This is a genomic window from Labilithrix sp., assembly GCA_019637155.1.
Classification (GTDB): domain Bacteria; phylum Myxococcota_A; class Polyangia; order Polyangiales; family Polyangiaceae; genus Labilithrix.
Map to the genome: position 1 here is coordinate 136816 of JAHBWE010000018.1, position 22030 is coordinate 158845.

Below are 22030 nucleotides of genomic sequence, written 5' to 3' on the forward strand. Positions count from 1 at the left end.
GTGTTCGTCCTCGAGCCTATCCCGCCCGTGAGCGCGCTCATGATGGCGCTCCGCATGGCGAAGGTCGCCGAAGGACCCTTGGGCTCCGACCTGACCGCGCTCGACACGCGCTTGCGGACGACGGCGCTGAAGGATCGCAACGCGTGGCTCGCGCTCTACGTCGACCTCGACGTCTTTGCCGGTCGCGTGTTGGAGGTGCATGGCGACACCGGCTTCGCAGGCACCGACAGAATCGTGAGCTTGTCGGCGTCGTCGAACCGAGCGAGCGATCTCCAGATCACGAACGTGCTTCAGCGCCAGACCTCGGACTGGCAAGCGCGCCTGAGCGAACAGCAGGCGCAGCTCCTCGACAAGTGCAAGCGCGGCGTCGAGGAGCTCCCCGTCGATTCGGAGCTCGACGCGACGCGAGGCGAGCGTGTCTTCCGTTTTACGGAGAAGCGGCATGGCGCATTCCTCGCTTGGTTCGAACAAGCCCTGCAGCTCTGGTTGGAGAACAACGAGACGCTCGTCGCGACACGCGCCAACGATGCTCTAAAGCAAATAGGGATTAGCGACGCCGAGATCGCGCCCCCGTCGCTGACGACAGGCGCAGTGAAGCGCTGGCAACGCTTCGAACATCGGGTCACGGACCCTGGCCTCCTCGACTCGCTGAGCTCGATGCAGCGATTCGTCATGTCAGGCGTCTCCGCCGCGACGAGCATCGGCTTCGTTGTTTCTCGAGTCCTCGACAGCGATCCGGCACGGAAGAGCACGGGCGCGCATGTGCTGTCTTGGGCCCTCGGGGCCACCTTCGTCATCGCGATCATCGTGGGCGTGTACACGCTTCCGAAGCGACGACGACAGGCCCGCGCGCGGCTCGAGGCTCAGGCGCGCGAGGCGCTGGAGGCCAAGACGCTGAAGGCCATCGCCGACACGCTGTCGCGCACCGCAGAAGCGCAGCGGAACGCGATTAGGAAGCAACTGACCTCGGAAGGGCACCGCCTGTCGCGTCCGTCCCCGTCGACGACGTCGCCGGAGCCGGTGAAGGCAAGTCCGTCGATTCGTCTTTCACCGCTAGACGTGAAGCGCTTGCGTGGGGAATGGCGTGAAGCGATCTCCGCGCGGATCGTGGAGCTTCGCGGGGAGCTGGCGTCGTGAGCGGATCGAGCGACGAGCTCCCCACAGGGACGACCTTGGGCCGGTATCGCCTCGAGGAGCTGCTCGGTGCGGGAGGGATGGGCGCCGTCTATCGCGCCCGTCACCTCGGAAACGACGATGTCGTCGCGATCAAGGTCTTGCGCCGATCCATCACCGCCGAGATGGAGGCACGGCAGCGCTTCTTTCGCGAAGGGCCCGCCGCGAACAAGGTGAAGAACCGCGGCACGGTGCGCGTGCTCGATAGCGGTTGGGACAAGGGGCACGCGTTCCTGGTGATGGATCTGCTCGAGGGAGAGACCGTCGAGCAACGCGCCGTCGCGAATGGCGGAACGCTGCCAGTGGCGGTGGCGATCGACATCGTCGCTCAGCTCCTCGACGTCCTCGCCTCGGCGCACGCGAACGGGACCGTTCACCGCGACATCAAGCCGGAGAACCTGTTCCTCGAGCACGACCTCGTGAAAGTCCTCGACTTCGGCATCGCGCGTGTCGCTGCGCTCGAGGCGAGCATCACGCAGTCGGGTGCGGCGCTCGGTACGCCCGCGTACATGGCGCCGGAGCAAGCGCAGGGTCGCCTCGAGCTCGTGGGACCCCAGACGGACCTGTGGGCCGCCGGCGCCACGTTGTTTCGCTTGCTGACGGGTCGATACGTGTACGCCGCCGCGACTCCGCAGCTCGTGCAAGCGGCGGCGGCGACGCAGCCGCCGCCACCCATTCGGACTCTGTGCCCGAAGCTCTCTCGCCAGCTCGCGGCCGTGATCGATACGGCGCTCGCGCCTTCGCCGCGCGCGCGCTGGGCGGACGCGCTCACGATGCTCGATGAGCTCTGCTCGGTGCCGGAGGCGCCCCCTCGTCGCCCCAGCCGCGCCATCGGACAACCCACGCCTGCGTCGTCGATGGCGCCGAAGGGGACGCCGGCGACGCCGGCAAGGCCTACAAAGGCAGGACACACCTCGCTCGAGAACGTGGTCGCGACGTTCGGAGTGAGGGGAACGACGACGACGATGGGGACGAGTAGCGTCGTCACGCCGGAGCGCGAGCGCAAGCGCCTCTGGCCCTACGCGACCGCGCTCGGTGTGCTCGCTGTCGTGGGGACAGGCATACTCGTTTGGCAGCGGGCGGGCGCCGGAGCCACGACATCGCCCGCGTCGTCCGTGTCCTCGGTGGTCGCGAAGGAGAGCCCCCGCGAGGAGCTCCTTCGATTCACGTCGGGGCACCTGAGCACGGATCGCGTGAGGGTCACGATCGACGGCGAGCCGCGAGGAGAGCTTCATGAGAGCACGACGCCCTTCGCGGTGACTCCGGGCGACCACGAGGTCCGCTTCGAGTGCGAGGGCTACCAGTCGCTCGCGATTCGCGAGAGATCCGGCGGGCCGGTACGAAGCATTACGCTCCGGCCGGAGTTCGCGCACATCACGGTGACCGCGGATCGCGATGCGCGAGTCGTCGTCCGCCTGGGTGGGTCGGTGCGGAAGCTCGAAGCGGGAACGCCCATCCGGCTCGGCGACGAGCCGGAGCTCTACGTCATCGTCGAACGTGCGAACTGTGACCCAGTCGAGCAGAGGATCACCATCGAACGGGGGCGCATTCCAAAGGCAAACATTACGCCTTCTCCGTGCCCGAAGTCGCCTCAGCCTCAGCCGGCGCCATCTCCGCCGTCAGCTCCAGCCAAGCGCTCGTGCGTGGGGGACGACCGCTTTACCTACTTGGATCCCGCGCATCCGAAACCCGAGGAGCGCGTCACGAGGCCCGAATGCAAGAACGACTCTGGCAAGTAGCACTCACGATCGTCGTCGGCGCAGTCCTCGTCGTTCCAAGCGCCGCGAAGGCGGACACATGCGACGACCTGCACGACCGAGCCGCGCAGCAGAAGCACGCCAAGCCGAACGATATGAAGTACCGGAAGGTGCTCCTCGAATCGTGTGTCTCGCAGCCCGAGTGCAATTCGGACACACGCTCGCACTGCAAGGCCTGGCTCGAGCAGCTTCTCGCGGAGATTCCGACCGTCATCCTGGATGCGAAGGAGCAGCATGCGACTGCCGGTGAGGTGGCGGTCGTGCCGGACAGCGTCGCGATCGATGGCGAGCGTGTCACCGACGCCGAGGTCCTCGCGGGTCACAAGGAGCACGAGTTGGATCCGGGGGAGCATACGTTCGTCTTCCGGCGTGCCGGCGCACAAGACGTGACGCTGAAGCGAGACATCCGCGCTTCGCGAGACTCGAAGCGTATCGCCGTCCCGGTGTTGTTCCGGCCACTCCCCGTGTCGATCCGCTTCGACGTCAAAGAGCGACAGTCCCGGGGTGACATGATCCCGGTCGTCCCGGAAGCGATCTTGATCGATGGAGCTCCGGTGAGACATCGCGAGGCGATGGCGGGAATAGCGCCGTACGAAGTCGCGCCCGGAAAGCACACCTTCGTGTTCATGCGCGCGGGGAGCGCGCCGGTCTCGGTCGAGCAGGAGATCGCGGCGTCTCCGAGCTCTCCGATCGTGATCTCGGCGCGATTCGAGGCCACGCGCAAGCCCGAGGTCGCGCCGTCGGCGACGGTGGTCGAACCTGCACCGGAGCCGAAGAGGTCCGGAACATCGTGGGGGGCCATCGGTCTCGGTACGGCCGCGGTCGGTGCGGTCGGGCTCGGGCTCGGCGTGTACTTCGGAGCAAAGGCCATGTCGCTGCAGAACGACGCGAAGTGCCCCGAGAACAAGTGTGGTGCCGACGGCGATCCGTCCGTGCTGCGGGACGCCAAGTCCGCCGCGAACGTCTCGACCGCCCTCTTTGTCGCGGGCGGCATCCTCGGCATCGGCGGGCTCGCGATCTTGCTCCTCTCGCCGTCGCCGTCGTCTGCCGCCACGGTGCGACTGCGCTCCGTAGCCTCCGGCGAGGTCGCTGGCGCCGTTCTCGAAGGAGCCTTCTGATGAGTCGCGCTGTCGCGCTCTCATGCTTCGCCGCCGCGTTCATCGGTTGCGCAGCGGTGCTGGGGATCGACGATCCCGAGATCACGTCGTCGGAGACCGACGGCGGCAGCACGTCGTCCGGCTCGACGAGAACGAGCACGAGCTCCAGCAGCTCATCGAGCTCGGGTGGATCGCCGTGCGAGCCGGACGAGTGCGCGAAGTCCGGTACAGTCTGTCGGCCTCGAGCGTGCAACGCGGAGCGAACCGCTTGCGAGGACGGCACCGCCGCGCCCGCGAACACGACCTGCGAAGGCGGCGGCAAGTGCGACGGCGGCGGCAAGTGCAGTTGCGATCCCGACAAGAACGAGAGCTCCTGCCCAGAGGCAGAGCCGGTCTGTGATCCCGACGCGCGCGTCTGCCGTGGCTGCCAAGGCGATCCGGAGTGCGCGTCTTCCAAGACGGGGAAGGTGTGCGCTCAAGGCCGGTGCAGCGTCTGTTCGGCGACGAACCCGGCCGCGTGCACCGCGGCTATGCCGGTTTGCGACGAGAGCAAGGGCACATGCCGCCCCTGCGCGAACGACGCCGACTGCGCGACGAATCCCGCCGGAGGCGTCTGCTTGAACGGCGCGTGCAAGCCGTGTTCTCCGAGCAACGCGAGCGCGTGCGCCGGCGCGACACCGAGCTGTTCGGCCGACGGCGTCTGCCGCGGATGCCAAGAGGCCGGCGGCGACTCGTACTGCACCAACACCAACTCGACGCTGCCGGTCTGCGGCGCGACGGGCGACTGCGTCGAGTGCGCGCCGGGGAAGACGGCGCGCTGCGGAGCAGGCAAGCCCGTCTGCAACGCGAGCGGTTCGTGCGTGCCCTGCACGAGCGACACGCAGTGCGCCGGGAACCCGTCCGGCTCCGCGTGCGACGTCGCCTCCGGCCAGTGCCGCGTGTGCACCGCATCGAACACCAACGCGTGCGCCGGCTCCACGCCGATTTGCGGCACGAGCGGCACGTGCGTCCCATGCACGAGCGACAACCAGTGCGCAGGAAAGCCCGGCGGCCCGGCCTGCAATACCGCCACCGGTCAATGCCGCCAATGCACGAGCACGAACACCGCCGCATGCACGGGTTCCACTCCCGCGTGCCTCGCCAGCACCAACTCCTGCGTTCAGTGCTCCGCGAGCAACACGACGGCATGCGGCGGTTCCACACCCTTCTGTGACTCGGCTCTCGGCGCCTGTCGCGGCTGCGTGCCGGCCGACTGTACCGGGGCGAATCCGGTCTGCCTCCAAGGCACCATCTGCGGTGAATGCTCGGCGTCGAACACGACGCGCTGCACAGGGACGAAGCCGATCTGCAATGTATCGATCGCGACATGCCAAGGATGCACGAACGCGTCCGAGTGCACTGGAAAGCCAAGCGGGAGCGACTGCAACCTCGCGACCGGGGCTTGCTACACGTGCGGGGCGAACCCGGTCGCGATGAACTGGGTCAACCAGACGAACGTACTGCAGCCACCGGGGGCGCATATGCGCAGCAGCGTCGCGGCGACGACCTTCCCGCAGGGGATCCTCTTCATCGGTGGTCACACGATCTCGCCTCCGAGCGGTGGCTCGCTCGGCCGAGCAGGCGACTCGTACTATTTTACGAGCGCGACGGGGTGGCAGAAGGTGCAGTCTCCGACCGTGCCGGATCAGCTAGGCCGGACCGACACCGCGATCGCATATGACGCGAAGAACGCGCGCTTCATCGTGTTCAGCGGGCTGGGCGAGAGCGGCACGCTCCCCGGCTCGACCTGGGCGTTGACGTCGGCCACGACGGCGAGCGCAGCGTGGACCCAGATTCTACCTGCCGGCGGCGGCAACCCGACGCAACGTTACGCACACGCGATGACGTATCATCCGGGCCGCGAGTCCGTGATCATGGTCGGCGGCTTTGCGGGCACCTATGGAAGCTCGACCTTCGCCGCAGAAGCGTGGGAGCTCCGCAACGGCGCGTGGTCGCCGATCTGCGGCTCGCCGCCAGCCGGCGGCTGTCCGTTCAGCGGCCGCGCCTACCTCGGCCTCACCTACGATGCGCTTCGCGCCGTCATCGTCATGTTCGGCGGTCAGTTTGGCGTCGGCACCCAGTCGCTCGGCCTGTCGGGAGAGACGTGGGAGCTCGATCTCGCCACGACGCCGACATGGACCAACCGTACGCCGGTCGACGTGACCAAGAGCCCCGCCGGACGCAGCCGCGTCGGGCTCGCGTATCATCCTGGCCGTCAGACCGTCATCGCGCACGGGGGAAGCAGCGACGGGAGCAACCCGCGAAGCGACACCTGGGAGTGGAACGGCACGTGCTGGACTCAGCTCCCCGGCACCCCGCCGCCCGCGTACAACTACCGCACCGGCTTTGCCTACAGTCCGGGCCACGGCGGCGTGGTGGCGATCGGCGGGACGCTCTCGGACAACACAACACCGGTGCCGGACGTCTCGTACGGTCAGTGAGCACCGTCGTTCCTCGACGTCTCGCGACGGGAATTGGCGGACCCACGACAGTTGCTCGATGCGTACGTATTCGGTACGAGTTGGACGAAGGTAGAGCCGCTCGTCTTCCCCGCGGGGGCAACCCGTCCGTCTGGCCGGATGTGGGGCTCGCCTATCATCCAATTCGAAAGTCGGTCATTCTCCACGGAGGTCTCTCGCCGACGGCTGCGGGTTCCGACGGACACATGGGAGTGGAACGGCACCTGCTGGGCTCAGCTCAGGCGGCACCCGGTGTCTTCTTCCGCGCGATGGCTTTCAGCCCGGTCCAAGGCGGTATGGTCGTCGCGGGTGGCTACACCTATCCCGCGCCCCATCCAGTCAGCGACGTCTCGCTGGGATTTTGACGGCGTGATGTACGCACGCCGTCCGTGACGTCGCGGCGGCGCGCGATGATACGCTGCGGGTCGATGGGGTCGCCGTCGCTGACGCACGAGGGGTTGCTGCTCCTCTTCAAGAACCGCCCCGAGCTTGCAGCGGAGCTCCTGCGCGACGCGCTCGGCGTTGCCCTTCCGGCGTACGTCGAGGCGCGGCTCGACTCGGCGGACCTGACCGACGCGCAGCCGACGGAGTACCGCGCGGACCTGGTCATCCTGCTCGTCGACGGCAAGCCCGTCCTCGGGATCGTGCTCGAGGTGCAGCTCGAGCTCAAGAAGGGCGACCGCAAGCTCTATACGTGGCCCGTCTATGTCGCGAACCTCCGCGCACGGCTCGAGTGTCCCGTCTGCGTGCTCGTCGTGACGCCGAGCGAGGCCGTTGCGGAGCGGGCTCGAGCGCCGATCGAGCTCGGTCCCGGCTCCACCGTCACGCCGTTTGTTGTGGGGCCGAAGGCTGTGCCCATCGTCCGCGACGCCGCGGCCGCCGCGCGCGATCCGGAGCTCGCCGTCCTGTCCGCGATGGCGCATGGCAAGGACGAGCCCGACGTCGCGATCTCGGTCGCCACCACCGCGCTGGCAGCCTGCCGCCACCTCGACGACGAGCGTGCCATGTTGTACCTTGATCTCGTCGCCGCCTCGCTCGGGAAGGCTGCACGCACCGCGTTCGAGGACCTCATGGGCCAGGGGAACTACGTATTCCAGAGCGACTTCTTCAAGAAGCACCTCGCCGAGGGCAAGGCTGCGGCCAAGGCCGAGGGTAAGGCTGCGGGCAAGGCTGAAGGCATCCTCGAGATCCTCGATGCTCGCAAAGTCGCCGTGTCGGACGAGCAGAAGGGGCGCGTCCTTGCGTGCACCGACATCGCGCTCCTCGGCCGCTGGCTCCGTAAGGCCGTCGCCGTCACCTCGGCCGAAGAGCTCTTCGTCGAATAGCTCGCTGATTCCCGGTCGCGCACGATCCCATTCAGACGCTGCTCCGGAGCATGCTCGAGGCGGTGCTGAACCGAAAGATCGCCGAGCTCGAAGTGCTCAATCCGCACATCCACGGAGAGCAGGGCGGCGCCAAGAGCATCCAGCTCGACATTCGTGTTCGGCTCACCGATGGCACGTCGACGTCGAGATGCAGCTCCGCGCCGAGAACGCGCTCGTCGAGCGCCTCCTCTTCTACGCCGCGCGTGAATACTCCGGCCAGCTCGTGCGCGGAGGCCATCCTCGTCGTATGGATGGTCGCACCGCTCTTCCCTGACCTCGAGCAGTACCACTCCGTCTTCGAGCTTCGAGAGCGCCGGACCAACAAGCGCTTCTCGGAGCAGCTCGCGATCCACGTCCTTCAGCTCGGGTTCATCGATCGCGACGTCGACGGCGCAGCCTCCACACGCGACGACGCGCTCCGCCGCTGGGGCCGCGTCCATCACCGAGCTCGTCTTCGAAGAGCTCGGGACGCCGCACGAGGTCGTCACCCTCGACATCCCGAAGGGCGAGACTCGGAAGCCCGAGTTCAAGAAGCTGAACCCCAACGGGAAGGTCCCGACCATCGTTCACGACGGCACCATCCTCTGGGAGTCGAGCGCGATCACGATGTACCTGGGCGAGACGTTCGGCGTCGACAAGAAGCTCTGGCCCGCCGCTGGCCCGAAGCGCGGTGAGGCCATGAAGTGGGTCACCTGGAGCAACGTCACGCTCGGCGAGGCGATCGGACGGTGGACCCGCCACACGTCCGATTGGTTCCCCGCGGACGAGCGCAACGCGAAGGCCGGCGAGACGGCGAAGAAGGACCTGAACGAGTGCCTCGCGATCCTCGACCGCGCGCTCGACGGCGCGACCTTCCTGCTCGGTGACTTCACGCTCGCCGACGCGCACGTGAGCGGGTTCCTCGATTGGCTCAAGGCGATGAAGTACGACGTCTCGACCTACGCGCACATGACGGCGTGGCTCGGTCGGATCGTCGCGCGCCCGGCCTACCAGCGCGTGACCGCCCGCGAAGGAGCTACGGCAACTGGAACATGAGGCTCCGGCTTCGGAGGTAGGCCATGAGGCCGGTGCGCTCCTCCTTCGTGACCTTCCACTTGTGGGCGCCGCTGTTGGGCTTCAGCGTCTCGATGGCGCCGGTCTCCGTGCTGATCTTCTCGATCGACTTGCCGTCGACGGCGATGCCGAGGATGGTCTCGTCCGAGAGATCGACGAGCACGGTGGGGTTGTGCACCGCCATCTTCGCGTGGCAGCTGCCGCACGACGGAGAGCCCTCCTCGTAGCGCTGCTGGCCGAGCGCGACGTCGGCGTCGCTGTACTGGGTCACCTTGAGCGTGGCCTTCTGCGTGACCTTCCCCGACGTCGCCGTGATCGTCGTCTCTCCCGCCTTCTTGCTCTTCACGAGGATGAGCTGCAGCTTGCCGTCGAGCGCGTCGGGCAGGTTCTCCACCATCGCCTTCGTGATGGTCAGCGGCTTGCCCTGCAGCTCGGCGACGGACGGATCGCCGAAGCTGACCTTCGGCGGCGTGTCGGCGAAGAACGCGACCGGCGCGACGTAGTCGTTCGTGCCGTCGTAGCCCGTGTAGTAGGTCTTCGCGTCCCCCTGCGGGTGGAAGCTCTCGAAGCCCTCGAGCGAGATGGACGTCTCCTTGGTGACGCCGTCGTCCGTCTGACCCCCGGCGTCGCCGGCGCTGCAGCCCGCCGCCAGCGCGGCCGCGCAGATTCCCACCACGAAGCTTGCCTTGATCGCCTTGTCGAAGTCGCGCATCGGATTCTCCTGTCGCCTCCGAACGACAGCAGCGAACATGCCAGCGGCGATCGCCTCGAGGACCCGGGAAAATGCGCGCAAACGCGCGACGGACCGCTCATGCGCGGCGCGCCCTGTCTCCAGCCCGTGACACGCGTGGCCGCGCAAATACCAGTGCGAGCACGGGGTACACGCGCCCCGCGCGATCAGCGGTCGAGGAGGCCGACGATCACCATCACGAGCTCGTTCGCGTCCACCGGCTTCGGCACGTGCGTGTTGAAGCCCGCGGCGATCGCCTCGACGCGATCGCGCGAGCGCGCGAGGGCGGTCAGCGCGACGGCCGGGATCTGCCCGCCGTCGGTCGCCGCGTAGCCGCGGAGCTCGCGGATCAGCGCGCGGCCGTCCTTCTCGGGCATGTTGATGTCGCTGACGAGCACGTCCGGCCGTCGCGCTCGGATGCACGCGAGCGCCTCGTCCGCCGAGCTCGCCGACACGACCGTCGCGCCGGCCGCCTCGAGGATGGCGGTGATGATCTCGCGCGCCTCCTCCTCGTCGTCGACCGTCACCACCGTCACGCCGCCGAGCTTCTTCATCGGCGGATCGACCGCGGAGGACGACTGGGCCGGCGACCACGCCGACGTGCGGATCGGCAGGCGTACCGTGAACGTCGCGCCCTTGTCTTCGCCGTCGCTCGTCGCCGTGATCGCGCCGCCGTGCAGCTCGACGATGTGGTGCACGATCGAGAGCCCGAGGCCGAGCCCGGCGGTGCGGTTGCTCGCGTCGCCGGCCTGCTCGAACGCGCCGAACACGCGCGGCAGGAACGCCGGCGCGATCCCCTTTCCGTCGTCGGCGACGACGATCTCGAGCGCGGAGCTCTCACGGCGCGCGCGGACCCGGACCTGCCGCCCCGCCGGCGTGAACTTCACCGAGTTCGAGGCGAGGTTCCAGATGACCTGCCGGAACCGATCGGGATCGACCACCATCGAGCCGACGTCGGCGTCGATCGCGACGTCGACGGAGACGCCCTTTCGCTCGGCGGCGATGCGCGCGGGCTCGAGCGCCGCTTCCATCGCCGGGGCGACGCGCTCGAGCGCGAGGTTGAGGCGCATCTTGCCGGAGGCGATGCGCGTGACGTCGAGCAGGTCCTCGATCAGCTGGACTTGTGCGTTGGCGCTGCGCTCGATGACGTCGAGCCCGCGCGCGAGCTGCGCCGAGCTCGAGGTCCCGCTCTTGAGCAGGCTCGCCCATCCGACGATCGCGCCGAGCGGATTGCGAAGGTCGTGCGACACGCGGGCGAGGAAGTCGTCCTTCGCCAGCGTCGCCGCCTCGGCGGCGTCGCGCATGACGCCGAGCTCGGTGTGGAGGCGCACGTTCTCGAGCGTGGACCCGAGCTGCGTCGCGGCCGAGGCGAAGAGGAGCCGCTCCTCCGCCGTGAACGGCGTGCTCCTTCGGCGCGCGATCGCGAGCACGCCGACGACGTCGCCTTCGCGAAGGATGGGGACGAAGAGCGCATGCGCGAGGCGGCGCCGTCGTACGATCGCGGCGTACTCCTCACCGATCGACTCCGTCGAGGCGTCGAGGTCGTCGAAGGCGAGCGGCTGCCGGCTCTGGATGACGCGCGCGATGGGAAAGCTCGCCGGGAAGTGCCGCGCCTCCGGCTGCTCGTTCACCACGTCCTCGTCGCCGTGCGGGACGAACGCCTCTCGTCGCATGCGCTGGGCGGCGTCGACGGTCCAGATGCTCGTGAAGTCGGCGCGCGCCGGGACGAGGACGGAGAGGAACTGCGAGAGGAGCGCTCGTCGCTCGAGGCCGGTCCCGAGCGCGGAGGCGACGGCGAGCAAGAACTCGCTCTTCGCGAGCTCCTCCTCGGCGACGCGCCGAGCCTTCACGAGCGCGGTGATGTCCACGACCACCGCGATGACGGCGTTGATCGCGCCGCTCGGGTCCTTGAGCGGCGCGCAGGTGAAGTCGAGGAAGAGCCGCTCGTCGCCGTGGTGATGCTCGAACTTCACCTCCGCCTCCGTGACGTGGACCGGAGCGCCGGTGACCTTCACCTGATCGAGGAGGCCGACGAAGCTGTTGTCGCGCACGTCGGGGAGGGCCTCGAAGAGCGGCTTGCCGATGACGTCGCGTCCGTTCACGAGCGCGCGGTACGGTTCGTTCGCGAGCGCGAACGTGTGCTCCGGTCCCTCCAGGATCGCGATCGCGACCGGCGCTTGCATGAAGGTCTCGAAGAGCTTTCGGCGCTCGGTCTCGGCGTGGGCGAGGAGCCGCGTGCGCTCGTCCTCGAGCGCCCGTGTCTCGGTCGCGTCGCGGAAGACGAGCACGACGCCGCTCATCGCTCGTCCCTGCGCCCGGATCGGCGCGGCGCTGTCCACGATCGGGATCTCGCGGCCGTCCCTTCGAAGGAGCAAGGTGTGGTTCGCGAGGCCGACGACCACGCCCTCGCGCAGCACACGGTCGACGGGGCTCTCGACCACGGCGCGGGTGTGCTCGTTCACGAGCCGGAAGACCGAGGCCATCGGTCGCCCGTTGGCCTCGTCGAAGGACCACCCGGTCAAGGCCTCGGCGACCGGGTTCATGTACGTCACGAGCGCGTTCGTGTCCGCGGCGATGACGGCGTCGCCGATGCTCGCGAGGACGGTTCGGTTGAACTCGTCGGAGGCCTCGCGCAAGAGCGCCTGCTTGCGCGTCTCGAGGTAGCGCACGACCGCCTTCGACAGCTTCTTCAGCGCGTCGCGCTGCGACGGCGTCAGCTCGCGGGGGCGGCGATCGATGACGCAGAGCGTGCCGAGCTTCACGCCGTCGGCGACCGTCAGCGGCGCGCCGGCGTAGAACACGACGTGGGGCTCGCCCACGACGAGCGGGTTCGTCTTGAAGCGCTCGTCGTCGCGCGCGTCGCGCACGGTGAAGACGTCGTCGTCGCTTTGGATCGCCTGAGCGCAGAACGCGACGTCGCGCGGCGTCTCGTTCGCGTTCAGGCCGGTCTTCGCCTTGAACCACTGGCGCGTCTCGTCGACGAAGCTCACGAGCGCCACCGGTACGTCGCAGATCGCCGCTGCGACCTGGACGATCTCGTCGAGCGCCTCGTCCGGCGCAGTGTCCATGATCGCGTAGTCGGCGAGGACGCGGAGCCGCGCGCGCTCCATCTCGGAGGTCATGTGGCGCCCACTCTATGACCCGGCGCCGCTGCGCGCCATCAGCGACGAGAAGTCGCGTCAGAACGCGGCGTCGAGGCTGAACTCGCCGGTGACGCCGACCTGGTAGGCGGAGACGCGGCGCTCGAAGAAGTTCGCGAGCTCCTGCACGTCCTGGAGGTCCATGAACGGGAAGGGGTTCTTTACGCCGTATTGCTTCTCGAGGCCGAGCGTCGCGAGGCGCTGATCGGCGATGAACTGGAGGTACTGGCGGACCTCGTGCACCGACATCCCCGCGATGCCGCCGCCGAGGAGGTCCTCCGCGAACGCGGTCTCGCAGTCGATCGCCTCCGCGAGCATCTTGCGCACGTCGCGCTCGAACGACGCGTCGAAGAGCTCCGGCTCCTCGCGCCGCACCGTCTCGACGACCTCGAACGCGAACGCCATGTGCGCGCTCTCGTCGCGGAAGACCCAGTTCGTGCCCGCGGCGAGCCCGTGGAGGAGGCCGCGCGAGCGGAGGAAGTACACGTAGGCGAACGCGGCGAAGAAGAAGAGACCCTCGATGCACGCCGCGAAGCAGACGAGGTTCAGGAGGAAGCGGCGCCGGTCTTCGCGCGTCTCGAGGCGATCGAGGGAGGCGATCGAGTCGATCCAACGGAAGCAGAACTGGGCCTTCTTCTCGATCGACGGGATGTTCTCGATCGCGGCGAACGCGCGGGCGCGCTCCTCCGGATCGGGGACGTAGGTGTCGAGGAGGGTCAGGTAGAACTGGACGTGGAGGGCTTCCTCGTAGAGCTGGCGCGAGAGGTACATCCGCGCCTCGGGCGCGTTGACGTGCTTGTAGAGGTTGAGCACCAGGTTGTTCGCGACGATCGAGTCGCCGGTCGCGAAGAACGCGACGAGGCGCTGGATGAGGTGACGCTCCGAGGCGTTCATCTTGGTGCGGAGGTCGCCGGTGTCGGTCGCGAAGTCGACCTCCTCCACCGTCCACGTGTTCTTGATCGCCGCGCGGTACATCTCGAAGAACTTCGGGTACGCCATCGGGCGGAGGGTGAGGCACATCCCCGGATCGAGGATATGGGCGGGACGCGTGACGGCGCTCACTGGCACGCCTCGCAGCTCTCGGGGTTCTCGAGCGAGCACGCGACGGCGGCCTGGTCGGTCGTGGTCGTGGGCGCAGGCGTCGGGGACCAACCCTTCTCCGCCGGTGCCGGCGGGGCTTCGACGGTCGCCTTCGCGATGCGCGTCGCGGGGCGCGAGCGGAGGTAATACGTCGTCTTGAGGCCCTTCTTCCACGCGTAGAAGTACATGCTCGAGAGCTGCCCGATGTTCGGGCTCTCGATGAAGAGGTTCAGCGACTGGCTCTGATCGATGAACGCGCCGCGATCGGCCGCCATGTCGACGAGCGAGCGCATCGGGATCTCCCACGCCGTGCGGTACACCGCGCGCAGCTCCGCCGGGAGCTCCTCGAGCGACTGCACCGAGCCCTCCGCGAGCTTGAGGCGCGCGCGCATCGCGTCGGTCCAGAGCCCGAGCTTCTTGAGCTCGACGACGAGGTAGCGGTTCACCTGGAGGAAGTCGCCCGAGAGCGTCTCGCGCTTGAACAGGTTCGAGACCTGCGGCTCGATGCACTCGTAGCAGCCGGCGATGCTCGCGATCGTGGCGGTCGGCGCGATCGCGACGATGAGCGAGTTGCGGAGGCCGCGCGCCTGGACGCGCGTGCGGAGCGCGTCCCAGCGCGCGGGGTCGGAGGGCGTCACGCCCCACGCGTCGAACTGCAGCTCCCCGCGCGCCGCGCGCGTCTCCGCGAAGGCGGGGTGCGCGCCGCGCTCGTCGGCGAGCTCGGACGAAGCAGTGAGCGCGTGGAAGTAGACCTCCTCGGAGATGCGCCGCGACAGCGCGCGGGCTTCGGGCGCGTCGAAGGGGAGGCGGAGCTGGAAGAAGACGTCCTGGAGCCCCATGAGGCCGAGGCCGACGGGGCGCCAGCGCGCGTTCGAGGAGCGCGCGGTGTCGAGCGCGTAGTAGTTCAGGTCGATGACGGCGTCGAGCTGCCGCACGGCGGTGCGCACCGTGCGCGCGAGGCGCTCCCAGTCGAAGGCGCCGTCGACGACGTGGCGACCGAGGTTGATCGAGCCGAGGTTGCACACCGCGGTCTCTTCGTTCGAGGTGACCTCGAGGATCTCGGTGCAGAGGTTCGAGAGGTGGACGACGCGGCCGGGGAGAGCGGTCTGGTTGCAGGCCTTGTTCGACTTGTCCTTGAACGTCATCCAGCCGTTGCCGGTCTGGGCGAGCGTCCGCATCATCCGCGCGTAGAGGTCGCGCGCCTTCACCTTCTTCTTCGCGAGCCCGCGGTCCTCCGCGTCGACGTACGCTTGCTCGAAGGCCTCGCCGAAGAGATCGGGGAGGTGCGGGACGTCCTTCGGATCGAAGAGGCTCCACTCGCCGTCGAGCTCGACGCGGCGCATGAAGAGGTCGGAGACCCAGTTCGCGAGGTTCAGGTTGTGCGTGCGCGCGGCCTCGTCGCCGGTGTTGTCGCGGAGCTCGAGGAACTCCTCGACGTCGGCGTGCCACGTCTCGAGGTACACGCAGCAGGCGCCCTTGCGCTTGCCGCCCTGGTTCACCGCCGCGACCGACGCGTCGAGCGTCTTCAGCCACGGGACGATGCCGTTCGAGTGGCCGTTCGTGCTCTCGATGAGCGAGCCGCGGGAGCGGACGCGGTGGTAGGCGAGGCCGATGCCGCCGGAGAACTTCGAGAGGAGCGCGACGTCGGTGTACTTCTTGTAAATCGTCTCGAGGTGGTCGTCGGGCGAGTCGAGGAGGAAGCAGCTCGAGAGCTGCTCGTGGCGCGTGCCGGCGTTGAAGAGGGTGGGGGAGCTAGGCAGATAGCGCAGCGTCGAGAACTGCTCGTAGAGGTCGAGCGCCTCGGCGACCGTCTCCGAGAGCGCGCACGCAATACGGAGAAAGAACTGCTGCGGCGTCTCGATGACGAGGCGCGAGGTGGGGTGTTTGAGGAGATAACGGTCATAGACCGTGCGAAGTCCGAAATACTCGAACTCTCGATCACGCTTCGGGTCGATCGCGTCGTTGAGCTTCCGCGCGTTCTGGACGACGAAGCCGGCGAGGCGATCGTTGACGATGCCGAGGCGCTGGCCCGCGAGGACGGACTGCGAGAAAGACTGGATATCCTGATTGCGGACTTCCTTTTCGACATACGCGGCGAGGAGGCGCGCCGCGAGCTTCGCGTATTGCGGCTCCTCGACGATGTACGCGGCGGCGGTCTGGATCGAGAGGCGATCGAGCTCGCTCGTCGTCGCGCCGTCGTAGAGGCCGCTGATCGTCTTCAGCGCGATGCGCATCGGATCGACGTCGGTGAGCCCGGACGCGCAGCGCCCGACCGCGCGGACGATCTTGTTCAAGTCGACCGCCTCCGTGCGACCGCTCCGCTTCGTCACGCGCATCGACGTGCCGGGGGCGACGCTCTCGGGCTCGCTGTCGGGCGGCGGCTGCGAGGGGACGAGCTGAGGACGGAACGGCGACGTGCCGTTCGCGGACGGAATGCGATCGATGTTCATGGCGTGAGCCTCCCGTCGCGAGCGGGACCTGCCCGCGCGCGCACCTGATGGTCCACCGACCTCGTCCCCTCGAACGAGCACCGTCACGCGCGCGGACGCCGAAGCACCGAGCGAGTCACGGACCACGCCGCCTCCCGCGAGGCGCTGGGTCGGACCGCGACGAGATGTCTCCTCGTCGCGGATGGCTGGCAGGTTTTCGGACTTCGAGCGCTACCGGCGTTTCCGCCGGTTTTCCTACTCACCGTCGCTTCCCAGCCTCCACGTGGAGACCAGTGCACGGACGGCTCTCGTTCTCGTCACCGCTGCGGGGCAGCCCCGGACTCACACCGGGTTCCCTTCGCCTGAGCATATGCGCAGGCAGAACCAGTCACGACCCACTACATACAGTGGACCGCGTGTTCAGGTCAACAAGATGTTGTGGGGATCTGCTCTGAACTGGTGAGCAGCACTTTCCGCATGTTCCCCGCCTGGCGTCAGACCGTGGCGAGCTCGGAGGCGGGCACGGGGACCCAGCCCGGGCGTCTCGCGAGGCGCGCGGCGAGCGGGCGGTACGCGAGCGAGAGGAGCACCGTCCACACGACGTCGCCGAGGAGCGTCGCGCCGAAGAAGGGGATCGCGGCGACGTAGCAGGCCGCGAGGCCGCTCGCGTCGTGCGTGTACATGCGCGAGCCGAGCCAGACGCCGAAGTTCGAGAGGAGGAAGAACCCGCATGCGCCGAGGACCGCCGCGCCGATCGCGCCGCCCTTTCGCGCGCGGAGGGCGCGCCCGAGCGCGGCCTGGACGACGAAGCCGCCGTAGACGAACGGCGTCAGCGCGCTCACGACCGGGTAGCCGCGGAGCGCCGCGAGCGCGGCGTCACCCACGAACATCGCGACCACGACGAGCGCGGTCGCCGCCCACGGTTTCATCGTCCGGCCCGCGAAGACCGCCGTCGCCCCCACCGGCGCGAAGTTCGGCGGATGCGGGACGATACGAAGGACGACGCAGAGGGCCACGAGGAGCACCGGCAACATGGGCCCCTCGTAGGCCAGCTCCGCCGCGCACGCAATTCGAGCGCGGCGTGCGCTCTCGCGGTCGAACCGAGGTGGTTCAACGTTTCGTGTTCGCGGCGGCGCCGACGCCGATCGCCACGCCTGCATAGACCGTCGTGACGTCGGCGTTCTGTGTGGGCGGCGGCGCGCCGGGTTGTTCGAACCTGGCGGGCGATTGCCAGAGCTGCGCGAAGGCGCAGACGGCGACGATCGAGACGAAGGCGCAAGCTTCGCCGTCGACGACCCACAACGGGTCCTTCGCCGCCAGACGCGTGAAGCTGCCGCCGAACGCGAAGTGCTTCCACGAGACGTCGAGGAACCCTCCCGTGCCGAGGTCCATCGTGCGCATGCGCCGGTGGCGGCGGCCTTGGTCTTCGTCGCCGGCGATGAGCTCGGTGCGGAGCGCGAGCCCCAAGGTCGGGCCCAGCGATACGACGACGTCCTCGACGTTGATCGCCACCGCCACCTCCGCGGCAGAGAGCTGGACGAGGCTCGCTTTGACCTCGTCGTTCTGGAGCCCGTAGCCCTCGATTCCGGCGTGGAAGAGCAGCGCGACGTTGTCGGAGAGCCGGAGCCCGGGGCCGATGTAGAGCTGCGAGCCGATGCGGCCCTCGAGGCCTGCGCCGCCGCCGTGCAAGTTGACGCCGAGACGCGATCGCATCGACGCTCCGAAGACCGTCCCGAAGGTGGCGCCATACAAGAAGAGCCCGCCGGACCACGAGCGGTACGCCGCATCGTCGAGCTGGACGCTCTGTCGCGCCGCCGACGCGCCGAGCGCGAGCGCGAACCCTTCGTCGAGCTTCGCGCTCTTCGGCGGCGGTGGCGGCGCGGGTGGCTGCTGCGCCGCCGCGGACGTGGACACAGTCAGAACGAAGAGGAGCCCGAGCGCCGACGTCGCCGGCGACGAAGCGGTCATCTTCCTCAGACGGAGCGCGAGCGCGAGCGATTCAGCCGACCGTCGCGTGGAAGGGGCCGGTGACCTCGAAGGTCGTGCCGCCGCGGCGGCCGCGCTGGGAGCTGAAGTAGAGGCGGCGGCCCGACGGATCGAACGCGGGGCCCGTGATCTCGCTGTCCGCGTAGCCGACGAGCTGGAGGAGCGGCTTCGGCTCGCCGGACGGCGTGATCGCGACGACCTTCATCCGGCCGCCGTCCTCCGCGACGAGCACGTCGCCGGAGGCCGAGACGGTGACGTTGTCGACGCCCGTCAGGACCGGCGCCTCGAACGCCGCCGCGTCGTAGAGCAGCCGCAGCGTCGAGGTCTTCGTGTCGTAGGCCCGGATGCGGTTGTCGCCCTTCGACGAGAAGTACACGACGCCGTCGTGCCACCAGATCCCTTCGCCGCCGTTGAAGCGAAGAGCGCCGGCGACCTGGTACCGCGTCGGCCTCTTGCCCGTGAAGAGCGGGTCCGGCACCGGGCGCCACGCCACCGCGTCGCCCGCCGCGACGGCGACCTCCAGCGTGCCGGCGGAGAGATCGGGGAAGCCGCTCGGGACGAAGCGGTAGAGACAACCGTCGGGCTCGTCCTCCGTCAGGTAGAGATGGTGGAGGATCGGGTCGACCGTGACCGCCTCGTGCTTGAACGCGCCCAGCGCCGGGCGCGCCGCCGCGGGGACCGCGTTCTTCGGATCGCACTCGTGCACGCGACCGCGCGCGTGCTCCTCGCACGAGAGCCAGGTCCCCCACGGCGTCGGTCCGCCCGCGCAGTTGTTGCTGGTGCCGCGCAGGATGGCATACGCGTCGACGACCTCGCCCGACGCGTCGAAGCGCAGCGCGCCGGCGCCGCCCTTGCCCTTCGTCTCCTCGGAGTTGGAGACGTAGATCCAGCCGCCGTCCTCCGTCGCGAACGTCGCGCCGCCGTCGGGCGACGCGTGCCAGACGTACGGCTTCCCCGCGACGACGACGTCGTGCGTCTGCGCGACGACGCGCGACGTGAAGCCGGGGGGCAGCCGGACGCCGTTCGCGTCGGGGCCGCCGAGCGGACCGATCTCGGCGATGCGCGAGACGAGCCGCGCCGGTCGCGCCGCCTCGCGCGGGGCGACGGCGGATGATGCCGGTGTCGCCGTCGATCCCGTCGCGGCGGGGCCACGGTGCGTCGGTCCGCCGATCGCGGGCTCCCGCGAACATCCGGCGAGCCACCGCGGGCCGCTCACCAGGAGAGCGAGCTGCGCAAGCCCGGCGTGAAGGACCTCGCGACGCCGCACTCCTCTTGAATGCCACGCCGCGCCGCCGCGCACAAGCGGGCGGTCCCCGCGTCAGCGCTTCTTCGGCTTCGCCGCCGGGCGAGCGGCGCGCTTCTTCGCCGGCGCGTGATGCGCGTGGTGCGCGTGGTGCGCGTGGTGATCGTGGTCGTGGTCGTGATCGTGATCGTGCGTGTGGCTGTGCACGTGGGGGATGCCGTCGTGGTAGTGGACGTGGGTGTGCTCGCCGGGGCGCTTCTCGGGAGGCCCGATCGCGATGAGCTCCATGCCGCCGTGCTTCACGCCGCGCGTCGCGAGGATCTTGTCGCCCGCGCGCTTCAGCTCGTCGGCGGGGCCGCGCATGACGACGACCTCGAGGCAGTGGTCGTGATCGAGGTGCACGTGGAGCGCGGAGTTCACCTTGTCGCCGAGCTCGTGCTGGAACTCGGTGAGCCTCTCGGTGAGGTCGCGGACGTGATGGTCGTAGACGATCGTGAGCGCCGCGACGGCGGGCGCGCCGGCGTGGACCTGGGATTTGGTCACCTCGGCGCGGACGAGGTCGCGCAAGAGCTCGGAGCGCGTGCCGCCGCGCTCGTCGACGAGGCGATCGAGCTCCGCGAGGAGGGAGCCTTCCATCGCCACGCCGAAGCGGACCAACGTCTCCTTTGCCATCGCGCCATCCTACGCGAGGGCGGCGGCTACTTGTACTCGTCGCAGGGGTTCACGACGCCGGCGGGGACCGGATCGATGCGCTTCACCGTGCACTCGCCCTCGCCGCGGAAGTGGCCGACCGTGCGCACGAGCGAGATGACGAAGTCCCCGATCGTCGCGCCGGGGAGGCCCGACGTGTTGTAGACGGCCGGGTCGATGTTCTTGGCGCAGAGCTCCTGAATCGTGATCTCGCCGTCGTCGTTCGCGTCGGCGTCGGCCTTCTCCTGGAAGCGGAGGAGCGTCTTCTTCGCGTTGTCGCCGGACTGGAGCTGGTCGTAGAAGAAGTGGTCGCCGTGGGTCGTGAGCTCGCTCACGTCGGTCTGGCCGTTCGTCACCACGATCCCGATCTTGTCGATGCCGTCCTCCTCGACGTTGCAGTTCTCGTAGCGGGTCTGCGCCTTGAGCCCCCACTTGAACGTCTTCGTGACGTCGCCCTTCGTGGCGGTGCCCGCGGCGTAGACCGACCAGCCGTTCGTGACCATCATCGTGAGGTCGGCGGGGTCGGCGCCGCCGACGATCTGCGCGTCCGCCACCGCCGGCGTGATCTCGTAGCTGACCTGCGGGTAAGCCTTCGCGTCGATGTTCGGGAACTCGATGAGGTCCTTCTTGCCCGGCTTCACGTTGTCGAAGAAGCGCGGCTTGTCGAGCTTCGCGACGACGTTGCCGCTCGCGTCCGCGACCGTGATCGCCGACACGTTGACGAGGAACTTCGTGTACTTCAACTGCCAGCCGTCGGTGAACCCGCTCTCGTCGTCGGGCCCGGGCGCGACGGGGATCTCGTCCTCGATGTACTCCTCGCCCCACGTCGTGAACTTCACCGTGCCCTTGCCGGTGGCGACCGGATCGTCGTCGCCGCACGCGCCGACGACACAAACGAGGAGAGGGAGAAGCGGAAGGCTCTTGGTCAGGGAACGCATGGCGCGCACCGTAGCACGATTGTTTTGGAACGTGTCACCACGGTCGTGGGCCGCCGCCGCTCAGGGGAGCGAGTACGCGAAGCGATAGGCGCTGAGCTGCGTGACGCCCTGCGAGAAGCCCGCGTCCTTCGCCTCCGTCGGTGCGGCCTCGGTGCCGGGTGCGATCTTCGAGAAGTCGACGAGGTTCAGCCAGATCGCGGGGCGCACCGCGAGCGAGACGGTCCCCGCCTCCGTGACGACCGCCTCGTCGAGGATGCAGCCGTCGACGGCGCCGTTCTTGATGCTCTCGGACACGTCGGCGTAGTCGGCGACGAGCCGGAAGAAGATCGGCGTGGCGTTCGCGTCGTCCTTCTTGAGCGCCCTTCCTTCCGCGAGCGCGACGTGGCCGGCGAGGATCGTGTCGGCCGGCGGCGTCTCTGGGATGACGAAGCGCGCAGAGCGATACGTCCCGGTCACGGCTTCGGCGTCGGGGAGGACGAGCGGCGCCGCCGCGAACAGGTCGATCGCGACGGGCGCGGCGAGCAGCACCTGCCCGAGCGCGGTGCCCGCCTGGTAGTGCCCCGGATGCGCGTGCGCGGTGCCGACGAAGAGGTCGCCGAGGCCGCGCTTCTTCGCCGGCGCGCGGTGGTGCGCGGTCGGCGGCGGGCCGTCGAAATAGTAGAAGCCGCTCGTCGCGACGGCCGCCTTCGTCAGCGTGACGTCCCAGCCGAAGCCGGTCGTGAAGGTGGTCCTCGCCGACGGATCGCCGGCCGCGGTCGTCTTCATCACGATGCGTTTGCCGGTCGTGCCGCTCTCTTCCGAGCTGCACGCGACGAGGACCAGGGCGAGGACGAGCCAACGAGACGACATGAG

17 protein-coding genes, 1 pseudogene and 1 riboswitch are annotated in these 22030 nt (G+C 68.8%); of the genes and pseudogenes, 7 read left to right on the top strand and 11 right to left on the bottom strand.

Annotated elements, in window-relative coordinates; all coding sequences use genetic code 11:
- From KF837_33950 to KF837_33960, 3 genes are all read left to right on the top strand, one after another.
- A complete protein-coding gene (locus tag KF837_33950; protein ID MBX3232379.1) occupies positions 1 to 1137 on the top strand; it encodes a hypothetical protein in 1137 nt (378 codons plus the stop codon).
- Entirely contained in the window at positions 1134 to 2912 is a 1779-nt protein-coding gene (locus KF837_33955; protein ID MBX3232380.1) for a serine/threonine protein kinase, read from the top strand. The genes KF837_33950 and KF837_33955 overlap by 4 nt, the downstream gene beginning before the upstream one ends.
- Positions 2913 to 3040: 128 nt before the next feature.
- Entirely contained in the window at positions 3041 to 4048 is a 1008-nt protein-coding gene (locus tag KF837_33960; protein ID MBX3232381.1) for a hypothetical protein, read from the top strand.
- Between the two features lie 454 nt (positions 4049 to 4502).
- Here KF837_33960 and KF837_33965 read toward each other — a convergent pair whose 3' ends face one another.
- On the bottom strand, positions 4503 to 5099 hold the full coding sequence (locus tag KF837_33965; protein ID MBX3232382.1) for a hypothetical protein: 597 nt from the start codon (positions 5097 to 5099) through the stop codon (positions 4503 to 4505).
- Positions 5100 to 5499: 400 nt separating this feature from the next.
- On the opposite strand from KF837_33965, the gene KF837_33970 reads away from it, so the two are divergent.
- The 4 genes and pseudogenes from KF837_33970 (at position 5500) to KF837_33985 (ending at position 8924) form a co-directional block, all read left to right on the top strand.
- A complete protein-coding gene (locus KF837_33970) occupies positions 5500 to 6507 on the top strand; it encodes a hypothetical protein (GenBank protein MBX3232383.1) in 1008 nt (335 codons plus the stop codon).
- Positions 6508 to 6953: 446 nt separating this feature from the next.
- Entirely contained in the window at positions 6954 to 7850 is an 897-nt protein-coding gene (locus KF837_33975; protein ID MBX3232384.1) for a hypothetical protein, read from the top strand.
- Positions 7851 to 8096: 246 nt separating this feature from the next.
- A pseudogene (locus KF837_33980) lies at positions 8097 to 8519 on the top strand (glutathione S-transferase).
- 48 nt (positions 8520 to 8567) lie between these two features.
- A complete protein-coding gene (locus KF837_33985) occupies positions 8568 to 8924 on the top strand; it encodes a glutathione S-transferase family protein (GenBank protein ID MBX3232385.1) in 357 nt (118 codons plus the stop codon).
- On the opposite strand, the gene KF837_33990 is transcribed toward KF837_33985, so the two are convergent.
- The 10 genes from KF837_33990 to KF837_34035 form a co-directional block, all read right to left on the bottom strand.
- Positions 8905 to 9654: a cytochrome c gene (locus tag KF837_33990; protein MBX3232386.1), complete on the bottom strand. Its 750-nt coding sequence runs from the start codon at positions 9652 to 9654 to the stop codon at positions 8905 to 8907. The genes KF837_33985 and KF837_33990 overlap by 20 nt on opposite strands.
- 185 nt (positions 9655 to 9839) lie before the next feature.
- The gene (locus KF837_33995) at positions 9840 to 12794 is read right to left on the bottom strand and encodes a PAS domain-containing protein (protein MBX3232387.1); all 2955 of its coding nucleotides are present in this window, start codon (positions 12792 to 12794) and stop codon (positions 9840 to 9842) included.
- Between the two features lie 57 nt (positions 12795 to 12851).
- Positions 12852 to 13832, bottom strand: a complete 981-nt coding sequence (locus KF837_34000; GenBank protein ID MBX3232388.1) for a ribonucleotide-diphosphate reductase subunit beta — start codon at positions 13830 to 13832, stop codon at positions 12852 to 12854.
- A 38-nt stretch (positions 13833 to 13870) separates the two neighbouring features.
- Entirely contained in the window at positions 13871 to 16342 is a 2472-nt protein-coding gene (locus KF837_34005; protein MBX3232389.1) for a ribonucleoside-diphosphate reductase subunit alpha, read from the bottom strand.
- Positions 16343 to 16511: 169 nt separating this feature from the next.
- A riboswitch (cobalamin riboswitch) is annotated at positions 16512 to 16725 on the bottom strand.
- Between the two features lie 90 nt (positions 16726 to 16815).
- Positions 16816 to 17355 carry a hypothetical protein gene (locus KF837_34010; protein ID MBX3232390.1) on the bottom strand — a complete coding sequence of 180 codons (540 nt, stop codon included), beginning with the start codon at positions 17353 to 17355 and terminating at the stop codon, positions 16816 to 16818.
- Positions 17356 to 17431: 76 nt separating this feature from the next.
- On the bottom strand, positions 17432 to 18289 hold the full coding sequence (locus tag KF837_34015) for a hypothetical protein (GenBank protein ID MBX3232391.1): 858 nt from the start codon (positions 18287 to 18289) through the stop codon (positions 17432 to 17434).
- Between the two features lie 31 nt (positions 18290 to 18320).
- Positions 18321 to 19523, bottom strand: a complete 1203-nt coding sequence (locus KF837_34020; GenBank protein MBX3232392.1) for a DUF839 domain-containing protein — start codon at positions 19521 to 19523, stop codon at positions 18321 to 18323.
- Positions 19524 to 19625: 102 nt separating this feature from the next.
- Positions 19626 to 20222, bottom strand: a complete 597-nt coding sequence (gene nikR, locus KF837_34025; protein MBX3232393.1) for a nickel-responsive transcriptional regulator NikR — start codon at positions 20220 to 20222, stop codon at positions 19626 to 19628.
- A 26-nt stretch (positions 20223 to 20248) separates the two neighbouring features.
- Complete coding sequence (locus KF837_34030) at positions 20249 to 21178, bottom strand: hypothetical protein (GenBank protein ID MBX3232394.1); 930 nt, start codon at positions 21176 to 21178, stop codon at positions 20249 to 20251.
- Between the two features lie 60 nt (positions 21179 to 21238).
- Positions 21239 to 22027: a hypothetical protein gene (locus KF837_34035; protein MBX3232395.1), complete on the bottom strand. Its 789-nt coding sequence runs from the start codon at positions 22025 to 22027 to the stop codon at positions 21239 to 21241.
- Positions 22028 to 22030: the final 3 nt, after the last annotated feature.